The following is a 12,390-nucleotide window of genomic DNA, read 5'->3' as shown; positions in this document are numbered from 1 at the left end:
AGATAGAAGCGAAATAAATGTATGGGTATCCCTAAGATCCCGGATACCCATAAAAGCCCTTAAGGGCTTTTTATGGTCTGGCACATTCCTGGGCTTCGCCGCGCAATATCTCTATGCCGTGGGGTAATGCGGTCAGAATCACTTCCAGGCATTCTTTCACCGCTTTCGGACTTCCCGGCAAATTTACAATTAAGGTTTTACCCCTGATACCTGACGTGGCTCGGGAAAGCATGGCCTTGGGAGTGATCTTCAGGCTGGCCAGCCGCATCGCCTCCGCAATTCCCGGGGCCAGACGGTCCACCACAGCCAGTGTGGCTTCGGGTGTGACATCCCGGGGGGAAAACCCGGTGCCCCCGGTGGTAAAAATCAGGTCCACTCTCAGCTCGTCCGCATATTCTTTCAGTTTGGCCTGAAGCAGGATCTGGTCATCCGGCACAATGGCATAGGCAATAACCTCCCCCCCGATAGAAGCCACCATTTCTTTGATGGCGGGTCCGCTTAAATCCACCCGTTCTCCTCTCGCCCCTTTATCGCTGGCGGTAATGACACCTATTTTAATCATGGGATATCACCTCCACGGTATCTCCGACTTTTACCGGTCCCCCCTGCAGCACTTTCATAAAAATTCCTTCTTTCGGCATCACACAGTCTCCGGCCTGATAGTAGATGGCGCACCGGTTGTGGCACTCTTTGCCGATCTGGGTTACTTCTCCCCTCACCTGGCTCCCCACCTGGATCTGCGTTCCGATAGGCAGGGACACTAATTCAATTCCTTCTGTAGTCAGGTTTTCCGCAAAATCACCCGGGTTCACGTCCAATCCCTTGGCGCGCATTTTTTCAATACTCTCCAGGGCCAGAAGACTTACCTGACGGTGCCAGGGTCCGCCGTGGGCATCTCCTTCCAGGCCGAAATTTTCCAAGAGTGTTCCCTGGCCTACGTTTTTCTTCCGGGTCCCCTTTTTTTCACTGGTGCACACAGCGACTATTTTTCCCATGCCCCTTCACCTTCCCTTCGGAATTCTCCGCTTTTCCCGCCTGATTTACTTATCAGCCGGATATTGCCGATCATCATTTCTTTATCCACGGCCTTACACATATCATAAATGGTCAGGGCAGCCAGGGAAACGGCGGTTAATGCCTCCATTTCCACCCCGGTTTTTCCGGTCAATTTAACGGTTGCCTCAATCTCCACCTTGCTCTCCTGTTCATTGACCAAAAAAGAAAGATCAATCCCGGAGAGCAACAGGGGATGGCACATAGGAATTAAATCAGGGGTTTTTTTCGCCCCCATAATTCCCGCCACTTGAGATACGGCCAGCACATCCCCCTTGGATATCGCTCCCTCTTTAATCAATGTTAAGGTATGAAGGTTCATAAGAACTTCTCCTCTGGCTACCGCAACCCTTACCGTATCGCCTTTTGCACTCACATCAACCATCCGGGCTCTGCCCTGCTCATTCAGGTGGGTTAATTTACTCAAAACATTCCCCCCTTTTCATTTGCTTCCCTCGATTTTTCCTGATGTTTATGATTAATATCCCATGCAAGCAAGATTTCTCAACTCAACTTTATTATTTTCCACAATGACTTCGGTTTTCCTTCTTGAAAACCGGCGGCGGGCAGAAATCCCAAATTGTTCCTTCGGATTGCATAAAATCCGTCCCGGAGGCGGAGACTAACAAAAAACTCAGGAGGAAAAACCATGGCAATATTAGGTAACCCTTTCGTGGCAACTGTGCCTGCCCGAACATTGAGTGCCCAGGAATTAATTCAAGCCATTCGGGTAGATATAGCCGGTGAGCTGGAGGCCATTATCGGTTACGAAGCCCATGCTCTGGCCACTACAGACGAACGAGTCAAAAAAGTGCTTTATCACATTGCCGACGAAGAAAAACAGCATGTGGGGGAACTCCAGCAACTTCTCTATGTCTTAAGCCCCACGGAAGAACAGAGTTTTGAGAAGGGCAGACAAGCGGTCCAGCAACAACAATCAAGCAATTTTCAACAACCCATGCAGTAGAGAACCGGTCCAAAACAACTTCCGGATTTAGGAAGTTGTTTTTTTATTTCCTATCTCTCTTTTTTGCGTTATGATATAGTATGAAATATCTTGATTTGGGAGATGTGCAGATGGAAACGGAACGCATGAAAAAATACACTCTAATCGTAGTAACTCTGGCCTCATTTTTAACGCCCTTTATGGGAAGTGCAATAAATCTGGCGATCCCGGCCATGGGAAAATACTTTAACAGCAGTTCCCTATTTCTCAGTTGGGTCGCTACAAGCTACATTTTAGCATCGGCTGCCTTCTTGGTACCCTTTGGCCGGCTGGCCGATATCATCGGCAGAAAAAAAATATTTACCCTGGGCATTATTCTTTTTGCCTTCTCTTCCCTTATGTGCGGATTATCCTGGTCTATGCAGGCTTTATTAGTTTTCCGGGTTTTTCAGGGAATCGGCAGCGCCATGATTTTCAGTATCAGTATGGCTATTTTAACCTCTGTTTTTCCTCCCCAGGAACGGGGCAAGGTGTTAGGCATTAATATCGCCACAGTCTATACGGGCTTATCCTTAGGTCCGGTCCTTGGGGGTACGTTAAACCATCATTTTGGCTGGCAGTCCATTTTTTTCTTTACCACTCTCATCGCTTTATTTGCCATCGGCATGACGGTCACCAAATTAAAAGGGGCCTGGGCGGGGAGAGCGGAAGAAAGTTTTGATTATCTGGGCGCGTTTCTTTATATTGCCGGTCTGATTTCATTTATGTACGGCATCTCATCTGTAGTTACCGCACCCTCCGCCAAGTACCTGCTCGTTCTGGGCATCATTGTATTGGTCCTGTTTGCCTGGTATGAAATGAGGATCAAGGATCCCATCCTGAATCTGACACTGTTTAAAAACGTGCCTTTTGCCTTTTCTAACCTGGCCGCATTGATCAATTACAGCGCCACCTTTGCCGTAGGATTCGTGCTTTCCCTTTATCTCCAGGAGGTAAAGGGCTATGACTCCCAGATGGCAGGGTTGATTCTTCTTTTTCAGCCTGTCATTATGGCCCTTCTTTCTCCTGTGACCGGCACCCTTTCCGACAGAGTAGAACCGCGTATTCTTGCCACTGCAGGCATGGCCTTAACCACTCTGGGCCTGGTCTTCTTTTGCTTTATTTCCCAAACCACACCGGTTTGGCTCATCACAGCAAATTTGGCTTTGCTGGGCACCGGGTTTGCCCTCTTTTCCTCCCCCAATAGCAGTGCGATAATGGGGTCAGTGAATAAAAGGTTCTACGCCACCGCTTCATCCACCATGGGAACCATGCGTATGATCGGCCAGGCAATTAGTATGGCCATCGTCACCCTTGTCATGGCTCTTTTTGTGGGAAATGTGCAGCTTACCCCTGCCTTTGCCGGCAAACTGGTCTCAAGTTCCCGCATTGCCTTTATCGTATTTGCCCTGATCTGTTTTGGGGGAATCTTTGCTTCCAGCGCCAGGGGAAAAGTACATCCGGGAACCGGACAAGAGGACGGATACACCCTAAATAATGGGTTATGACTTCAGATAATTAATCGCTTCTTCCAAAGAAATTACATCTGCATATTTCCTATCCATATCAAACAAGCTGGCTTCATGGGGGCCGGTTGCTCTATCCCCCACACACTCTTTTACAACGATGGTGTAGTACCCATATTGAATCGCATCGACTGCGGTGGCACGGACACATCCACTTGTAGTGGTCCCGGTGATCAGAACAGTATCTGCCTGCTGAGATGCTAAGATCGCGCAAAGGTTCGTGCCAAAAAATGCGGAAGCTCCTTTTTTTATTATCGTCGTATCCTGGGGCATAGGTTCTAACCGGGGATCAATTTCCACAAACTTTGTGCCCAAGATCAAGTACTTCTGGCTGGGGATTTTTTTCGGCCATAATCCGGCGTCTTTCAGATTCGCCTCATAGCCTACAGTTGTAAAAATAACCGGTACCCTCTTTGCTCTGCCCGCATCAATCAGTTTTTTGGTCGCCATTACTTCCTTATCCAAATTGGCAGCAAGAGGAGATTCTAAGTTGGTAAAACCCTGAGAAAAATCAACCACAATAATTGCCGGTCTCTTTCCAAATCCCAGACGCCCCGTAATTCCGCTTTTTTGGTAAATATCCATGGTTTCTTCCGAAATAGAATCGGTCATGGCAATTTACCTCCTTTTCTAAAAAACTCATTTACAAAGCATTAAATATTATTGTGCCAGCGACAGAGACGGTGCCTTTTCAACGACCTCTTTATCTTATCTGTATACAAGTATACATAAAATTGTTTTATTTTGCTGGACTTTTAGTTAATCTAAGGGTATTGGGTATGGTACCACGAAGAACATATTACCATGCTGGTCTTTGAAACTATTCTCTTTTCTATTCTTATTTCCTGCCACTCTTTTAATCCTTTAACTTAATTAAACTACACACTGAATCGAAAATAGTCAAAAACTGTCGGAAAATAATTCCAGAAATCTGAAAGGAAACCATACAAAAAAGCAGAAAAAAGGAGGAAAAGGATTTCGGGGAGGCTTTAGGATGAAAAAGCAAAGAATATGTTTAAAAATATTTAATAAAAAACCGGCTCTGAGGGCCGGGAAGAAATTTATCGGTATCATAACCATACTGGCGCTGCTGGCTTCAAATGTCGCATTTATTCCAAACGCATACGCTGCAAACATTAGCAGTGTATCAGATAGTTCGGCTGTAACCGGTTCCTTTGAGAAATGGATAGCAGAGTATAGATTAGCCGATCAACTGGTTGCTTCCCTTAAACCCAGTACATCTCAAACAGCTCTCTCTCCTGAACTTCCCGATCTGCAAGAAAGCCTAAGCGAGAGTGTCTACGCAAAAGATCTGAACCCTGAAATACCTGCAATAATTGATAAAGAAATTGATTATCCCGCCTTTCAGGCATCTCTGACCCCTGATAAACAGGATGTGCAAACGGACGGCGTCTTTATGCGGCACGTGATCCATATGCCTGATGTGGTCGAAAAGCCAGTTCCTTTCACGCCTAATAACGCTGTGATAAATCAACATATACCGGATCAACCTATCGACCAAAACAATGGCAGCTCAATTATTCAGGGTTTAGGATACCAAGGTGTTTATGATTCACCAAATACATTCAGCATCAGGACGTCAGAAGAAGGTATGATAGATGAAAATGACCTGAATCTGATCAGCGCCGACTTACCGGAAAACAGCGATCAAAACGAATCCAGTGTTTCCGATTCGGTATATCGCAGTGTCTATGGTAAAGGACTCTCCTCACCGGCAGACTTAAATCAAGAAAGCATCGTCAACCGGGTTTATGATGCATTAGACGATTCCTTCCCCATCCATAACAAGGGAGGATATTTTTCCGCAGGCTTTTCCCGCCGGGCAGGAGGCAATCTCCTCCAATTTTCTCTTCAAGACGCAAATTTGACGTTAGGTCCTGAGAATGCCGATTCTGTTTCTGGTACGGTCTATAAAAACAGTATTATATATGAAGATATCTATCCTGAGACAGATCTAAGATATACAGTTGAACCCTTACGGCTTAAAGAAGAATTAATCGTCAACAGATACACCGGACAGAATGAATTTGCTTTTCAACTGAGTGTCAGCAATGCTGTTTATCAGGTAATACCCGATTCAATCATCATGTTTTCCGATCCCGACTCAGAGCAGCCTTTATTCTATATCCCCAAAAGTTATGCAATAGATAGTGAAGGCAATCGCTGTGATAATATTACAATGGAATTTGTTGAAGAAGGATTATTAATTTCGGTTGATGCTGATTGGCTTGAACATGCTGCATATCCTGTAATCATTGATCCAACGATCAATCTCTTTGATGCCACTTTTACCCGTTCCTCTATAGCTTACAAGCAGGATGGAACTCAGGTAGCGAGTGGTACCCCCCGATATGAGACGACAAAGTTTAATCAGGGGATTATGATAGAAGAAGGGACAACCAATCTTTGGTCTGAAGCATTGTACATTTACAATAACTATGGTGCCGATATTGAAACTTCACTTGTTGCTTTAAGTGAAACTTATATGGGACAACCTGTATACAGATTATCAATGAAGCCAAAAACCATTGCTGCACGGGATGGCCTCAGAACTGAAATGTGGAGTCATGGGGTATATGGGTCCTATAGGACGTATTCCGGCGGGAATACATATACTGCAAGCATTTATTGGCGGCAAGCCGGTTCTAAAACAATGGAGGTAGGAGGTATTGCCAGTAATGTTCCCGGCTGGACCGATATCGGAACTTACGATGCAGGCAATGGATGGAAAAGAAGCTCAGCTAAATGGTACGATGCTTCCAATCGCACCGATAATAAATATTGGAGTTTTCGTTGTCCAACTGTTGAATTAAATGAAACTGTGTATATCGATTGGGTTTGTCCTCAAATTGAGCAAAAATCCTATGCTACATCATGGCTTCCCAGTGGTACCACCCGTTCACCAGAAACCTTAACAATCCCAACGGCCGGGGTATTTCAGAAAGGGAATTGGGCAGTAGAATTAACGTTTACGCCAACGAGTAGTCCTCAAAACACAACAAATCGTTACGCCAGGTTGTGGAGGTGTAAAATCGATGCTAACAATGACTATATTATATTCATAGATCCGTCCGGTAGAGTATATGGTGGTGTTCATACAGGGGGAACTTGGTACGGTACCATTTTAAGTGTGCCTTTAGCGGCTGGTAATAGCTATTCTGTCAGTTTTTCCGGTAATGGAAGCGTACTGAGGTTATGTGTTAACGGCACTCAAGTCGGTACTGACATTTCATATGTCGAGCCTGTTGGAACATTGCCAGCAATAATGACCATCGGATACGATCAGGAATTGGCTGGCACACAGATCAACGGCATCATCGATGATCTCCGCATTTCCAATCGTGCCCGCACTGCTGCCGAAGCGTTAACCGCCTATCAGAGCAATCAGCCCTTACCGGTAGATACATATACTACCTGTAAGTTAAATTTTAACAACACTTTACATGCAAATCCCACTATTAATTCAACTAATGCCATCTTTACCCGTTCTTCTAAAGCCTATAAGCAGGACAACACTGAGGTAACATCCGGCACACCCCGTTATGAGGCAGGAAAGTTTAACCAAAGTATTACGATAGAAGAAGGGACTAGAAACTTTTTTGACAATCCTAGCTTTGAAGATGGAAAGTGGCCTGATTTTGATTTTGGGGGTGCAAATTATCCTCAATTAAGGACATCTACTGCTAGAAGAATAGGTGGTGTAGGTTGTCAACTTTCCGGGGGAAAAGAAGGTTCCTTCATATATCAATGCCCACCCCAAGCGGATCAATTGTATTATTCTCAAAGTTATTATGTTAAACGAGCTGATGGATTACCGTTACAAATGACAGATATCCATGTAGTTGTAAACAATACTCAGGAATATTTTGATAGCATTACAGCAGTAGATCATGGTTGGTACCTATGTAAAAAAGAAAATGTTCAAAATACAACTACCGCTTCAACATGGGGAATTTATGTTATACCCAACCTAACAATTTATATAGACGAGTGTCAGGTGGAGAGAAAACCATACTGTACGTCTTATATAGAGGGTACACGTAATGATGAAATACTTACCATCCCCACATCCCGTATATTAAACCCAGATCAGGGAACGATTGAGCAGTGGGCATACATCGACCCCAACGGTAAACACTCGGCCAGTATTCAGAGTTGGACGATGCCTTTCTCAGTTGCCACAGTACAAAGTTCACCTTATGCAGAGCTTAATCAGATCTCAATCAGGAGACTGCCCTTATCAACTTCATGGGAAGTGCTATTTTCTAATGCGGCAGGGTCCAGCAGTGCCGTATCATTAGGTAACATCACTACTCCAGGTTGGTATTGCTTCGGAGTTAAATGGCAGCAAGGAGTGGGAGGGTATGGATACTTAAATGGGGTGCTAAAAGGCTCGGTTGCTCCAGCCTATCTACCCTCTGAATTTACCTCAACGGCCTACATCGGCAGTTGGTGCAGCGGGAATCAGTTCGATAGCATCTTAGATGACTTCCGGATCTCATCCATCGCCCGCTCCGATTCGGACATCTTAGCAAATTATCAAAGTAATCAGCCTTTCCCGCTCGATATCTTTACGACTTTTAAACTGAATTTCGATGGTGGAACCAGCGGATACACGACAGTACAGTCCGGCCCAGGAATGGAATCCTACTGGAATTATACCTCCATGAACCTAGGTGGAGGATGGAACGCCTCGGTCAATACCTGGAACCAAAACCTGATTCTAACCAAACCCCTCTTCTCTATCCCCGGCCGAGGTTTGGCCATTGGAGAAAACATCGCCTACAACTCCATAAGTAAAACCTGGACCTTCGGCAATAACACCAGCCTGGTAGAAAATCAGGATGGAAGCGTCACCTATAACAAAGGAGATGGGGGTGCTTATACCTTCACTCCCAACGGAAGCGGCGGCTATACTGCTCCGGCCGGAGTCTATCTCACCCTGCAGAAAAACAGTACCGGGAATTTTACCATTTTCGACAAATATAAAAACACATATAATTACGTAAACAGAAAACCGAACCAGTTCACAGACAGAAACAACAACATTACAACATTTACATACGACAGCAACGGACGGCTCTACCAGGTTAGCGATCCCTCCGGACGGAAACTTACTTATACATATAATGGTCTGGGGAATATCAGTTCCGTCACCGATCCAGCCAACCATTCTTACCAGTTCGGATATCAAAACGGTAATCTTACCTCTGTTACTGACCCAGATAACAAAACGTTTAACTTAAGTTATGATGCCAACGGCCACGTCTTAACCTTTACAGACCCCTTAAACCGGGTAACCTCTTTCTACTCCGACCCTAACGGACAAATACAGCGGTTAAGAGATGCCCGGACCAACGGCCAGGATGTTTATGAGACTTCTTTTTCCCAGGCCCTTCAGGGAAACAGCATTCTCACCATGATGACCGACCCGGGAAACAAAACATCCATTTTCTCTCACGATAGCAACACAGGTAATCTAACCCAATACCAGGATGCCCTGGGTCATAACTGGCAGTATACGTGGACCGCCAACAACCTTATGCAGAGCCAGGACGCCAAGGGGACGACCAGCTACCAGTATGACACTAATGGCAACATCACCTGTAAAACCATCACTGTAGACAGCAGTTCCAGCCACAACATCATCGAAACCATGACTTACGACAGCTACAGCCAACTTCTCCAGGAAGTAGACGGGAGCGGTCGTACTACCTCATACAAATACAGCAACAAAGGAGAACTGCTCTCCACAGCCACCCCTGACATCAAAGAGTCCAACGGGAGGAAATATGACCAGTACGGCAATGTCATTGAGTACAGCCCCACCATCTTGGGCACCTACAACCTATTGGAGAACGGCAGCATGGAGATCCCCGGGACGGGAAGCAACCTCCTGGCCGGCTGGAGCAGGCTTGCCGGGGCGGCCAGCGTCAGCCTGGAAGGATTTAATTCCCACGGCAACTCTGCCCTCAAAATCAGTAGTGACACCCCCACTACAGACCGGTTTTACCAGAGGGCGGGCGGGATCAGTACAGGAGATAAACTGGTTTTAAGAGCCGACATCAAACTTGATAATGTCCAGCCTTCCAGTAGTGATGGAGGAGTCCTCATTAGACTGCTATATGTAAATGGGGCATGGGAATACTGGTATATTTGGGGCAGTGGTACTGTGCCGGTTAATCTCACTTCCAATTCCGCAGCAGAGGCCGTAACTGTTTATATAGGCCTCTCCAATGCGAGCGGAACCGTCTGGATAGACGGGGTGCAACTGGAGGACACGGGGTACTCAAGCGGCAGATATATTTTAAGCAATTTTAACTCCGTAGAAAACAGCGGCTTTGAGGAAAGTCTGGATAATTGGAGCTATACCGGAACAACTCCCACCGTGACCAGCGAAGCGGTCTGGGGGGGAGCGTATTCACTAAAAATTCAAGCAGCAGGAACCATATACCAGAACGTCCCGGTCTATGGGGGAGAGCCCCTTACCTTTTCCGGAATGGTCAAAACCAGCAATGTTACGGGCAACGGCGCCTGCTACAAAATTGACTACTACGACTCAGGAAACAACCTGATCACCGGCTCAACCGTCCAGACCGGATATGTCACCGGGACTCAGGACTTCACCATGCTCACCAGTCTAGCCTCGGCCCCGGCCAATGCCCGGTACGCGCGGGTGCAGGGGATCCTGGACGGCAGCGGAACCATCTACTTTGACACCGTAAAACTCGTACCGCGCAACAGTGAAAAATATACCTACGATTCCGCCAATGGAAACTATACAGGAAAAAACTACATTACAACATCCGAAGATGCCTTAGGAAAGCAAAACAACTACACCTATAATATCAACACCGGCAGCGAACTCAGCTTTACCGATGCCCGAAACCGGACAACATATTACGGCTACGACAACCTAAACCGTCTTATCCAGGTGACGGATCCATTGTCCCATACGGCATACTACGGGTATGACGCCGCAGATAACTGTACCAGTACCCGGGATCCCAGAAGTTCCTCCCCCACGGACAATACCTATTTAACGGGCTACGGGCCGAATAATCTTAATAAATTAGGCACATTAACCGATCCATTAAGCCGAAACTATACCTATACTTATGATCGCAGCGGAAATCTTACGGACATCCTGCTGCCTAACGGTCTGACAGAGCACTTCGATTATGATAACGCCAACCGTCTCATTAAAACTTCCTATGGCAATGGAAAATATTTCACCTATACCTACGATAATGCCAACGAACTAATCAGTGTAACAGACCAGGACAACAACAGTTTTTCCTGTGATTATGACAGAGCCCATAGGCTAACCAGTACCACAGATAATTTCGGATATAGTTTAACTTATCAGTGGGATAAAAGTAACAACCTGACTTCCTTAACAGCAAGTGGCATGGGTAGCTGCCAATACGCCTACGGAAGTGATAACGAATTACTGTTTATAAATCTGCCTGACGGTTCATACATATACTACGATTATGACGAAAACGGACGGGTCTTCCAGGTGAGATATCCCGGCAGTTATAACTATAGAAAATATAGCTATCTGGCAAACGGCTGGTGCATAAAAATTCAGGATCCTTGTTTTCCCGGACAGTATAATTACAATTACGATTATAACAATGATGGGACTATCTCCTCGTACACCTCATGGGTAGGTTCGGACTCCTTCAGTTATGATGCAGACGGCAGGCTAACTTATTGGCGCTATAGTCCTACGAGCGGAAATAGCATCCAGGAGAATTATTCCTACGATCATGCCGGAAACCTGTTGACTAAAGGAAGCCGGACCTTCACCTACAATAGCGCAAATCAAATCACCAACACCGGTTATACCTATGACAACAACGGTAACATGACCGGAGACGGCACCTACATTTACAGCTACAACGCTCTAAATCAACTGATCCAGGTGAAGAAAGCATCCGACAATAGCCTGATAGCCGATTACACCTACAATCATGATGGTCTAAGAAGGAGCAAAACCGTATATGTGGGATCCAGCCAGGGGACAACCAATTACAGCTGGGATGCTTCCGGGAATCTCGTACGAGAGGTTACGCCTTCTGGTACCAATTACTACTATTACGATACATCCAGCGCCTTTATCGGGCTGAAAAAGAACAACACTACTTATATCGTGCATAACAACCTGAGAGGTGATATAGAATCTATAACGGATACAAGCGGAAATATCGTTGCTCAGTACCATTTCGATCCCTGGGGGAATCAGATCACCTATTCCGGTAGTTTAACACAGCCTTTCCGATATGCGTCTTACTACTTTGATGATGAAACAGGATTGTATTATCTAAAGAGCGGATACTATAGCCCGGCATTGGGCAGGTTCTTGACGAAAGATTCCATTGAATATATAAAGCATGAAGATCCTCAGACACTTAACTTGTACACTTATTGCGGGAATGATCCGGTAAATAATGTTGACCCGGATGGAAATTTTCAAAATGCTGCACAAAATACAGTTATAGTTGTAGAAGCCGTAGTGATTACAATAATTTATGTTTCTTATAAATTAACTGAGAAGGCAATTAAGGATGCGATTACAAGTATAGTTAAAGGCGACATCGGAATGAAAAAACAGGGAAGGGAACGAATCGAAAAAAAGAAAAACAACCCTGAAAAGAAGTGGAAAGACAAATCAAACAAACCACAGGATAGGCCAATAAGACCCAATAAACATACTCCGTCTAAAGATCATCAAAAGTATATTAGAAAATAAGTAATTTATTTTGTAAATTTCTGGAATCAAAAATGTGATAACTTAAA

At 45.4% G+C, this 12,390-nt stretch carries 7 protein-coding genes; 3 read left to right on the top strand and 4 right to left on the bottom strand.

The window, feature by feature from the left end:
* Nucleotides 1-70: 70 nt before the first annotated feature.
* The 3 genes from DCMF_RS22915 to moaC are packed head-to-tail and all read right to left on the bottom strand — an operon-like array spanning nucleotide 71 to nucleotide 1,480.
* Nucleotides 71-562 carry a MogA/MoaB family molybdenum cofactor biosynthesis protein gene (locus tag DCMF_RS22915; protein ID WP_148136576.1) on the bottom strand — a complete coding sequence of 164 codons (492 nt, stop codon included), beginning with the start codon at nucleotides 560-562 and terminating at the stop codon, nucleotides 71-73.
* Complete coding sequence (locus tag DCMF_RS22910; RefSeq protein WP_148136575.1) at nucleotides 555-995, bottom strand: MOSC domain-containing protein; 441 nt, start codon at nucleotides 993-995, stop codon at nucleotides 555-557. The genes DCMF_RS22915 and DCMF_RS22910 overlap by 8 nt, the downstream gene beginning before the upstream one ends.
* The gene (gene moaC, locus DCMF_RS22905) at nucleotides 983-1,480 is read right to left on the bottom strand and encodes a cyclic pyranopterin monophosphate synthase MoaC (protein ID WP_148136574.1); all 498 of its coding nucleotides are present in this window, start codon (nucleotides 1,478-1,480) and stop codon (nucleotides 983-985) included. The genes DCMF_RS22910 and moaC overlap by 13 nt, the downstream gene beginning before the upstream one ends.
* A 222-nt stretch (nucleotides 1,481-1,702) precedes the next feature.
* On the opposite strand from moaC, the gene DCMF_RS22900 reads away from it, so the two are divergent.
* Together DCMF_RS22900 and DCMF_RS22895 are read left to right on the top strand one after the other, a co-directional pair.
* Nucleotides 1,703-2,020 carry a demethoxyubiquinone hydroxylase family protein gene (locus tag DCMF_RS22900; protein WP_148136573.1) on the top strand — a complete coding sequence of 106 codons (318 nt, stop codon included), beginning with the start codon at nucleotides 1,703-1,705 and terminating at the stop codon, nucleotides 2,018-2,020.
* Nucleotides 2,021-2,130: 110 nt separating this feature from the next.
* A complete protein-coding gene (locus DCMF_RS22895) occupies nucleotides 2,131-3,546 on the top strand; it encodes an MFS transporter (RefSeq protein ID WP_148136572.1) in 1,416 nt (471 codons plus the stop codon).
* On the opposite strand, the gene DCMF_RS22890 is transcribed toward DCMF_RS22895, so the two are convergent.
* On the bottom strand, nucleotides 3,541-4,176 hold the full coding sequence (locus tag DCMF_RS22890) for an isochorismatase family protein (RefSeq protein WP_148136571.1): 636 nt from the start codon (nucleotides 4,174-4,176) through the stop codon (nucleotides 3,541-3,543). The genes DCMF_RS22895 and DCMF_RS22890 overlap by 6 nt on opposite strands.
* A 382-nt stretch (nucleotides 4,177-4,558) precedes the next feature.
* Between DCMF_RS22890 and DCMF_RS22885 the strand changes: the two genes are divergently transcribed.
* Nucleotides 4,559-12,343 (top strand): RHS repeat-associated core domain-containing protein, encoded by a 7,785-nt coding sequence (locus DCMF_RS22885; protein WP_148136570.1) that lies wholly within the window; start codon nucleotides 4,559-4,561, stop codon nucleotides 12,341-12,343.
* The last annotated feature ends 47 nt before the right edge of the window (nucleotides 12,344-12,390 follow it).

Origin of the sequence: Candidatus Formimonas warabiya (genome assembly GCF_002777255.1) — a bacterium.
Taxonomy (GTDB): Bacteria; Bacillota; Dehalobacteriia; order Dehalobacteriales; family Dehalobacteriaceae; genus Formimonas; species Formimonas warabiya.
The sequence above is the reverse complement of the archived record's forward strand: the minus strand, read 5'-3'. Positions and strand labels throughout refer to the sequence as shown.

Bases quoted from the DNA above. Each gene is read 5' to 3' on its own strand.
- DCMF_RS22900 (WP_148136573.1), top strand. From the start codon at position 1,703: ATGGCAATATTAGGTAACCCTTTCGTGGCAACTGTGCCTGCCCGAACA.
- DCMF_RS22915 (WP_148136576.1), bottom strand. From the start codon at position 562: ATGATTAAAATAGGTGTCATTACCGCCAGCGATAAAGGGGCGAGAGGA.
- DCMF_RS22885 (WP_148136570.1), top strand. From the start codon at position 4,559: ATGAAAAAGCAAAGAATATGTTTAAAAATATTTAATAAAAAACCGGCT.
- DCMF_RS22895 (WP_148136572.1), top strand. From the start codon at position 2,131: ATGGAAACGGAACGCATGAAAAAATACACTCTAATCGTAGTAACTCTG.
- DCMF_RS22910 (WP_148136575.1), bottom strand. From the start codon at position 995: ATGGGAAAAATAGTCGCTGTGTGCACCAGTGAAAAAAAGGGGACCCGG.
- DCMF_RS22890 (WP_148136571.1), bottom strand. From the start codon at position 4,176: ATGACCGATTCTATTTCGGAAGAAACCATGGATATTTACCAAAAAAGC.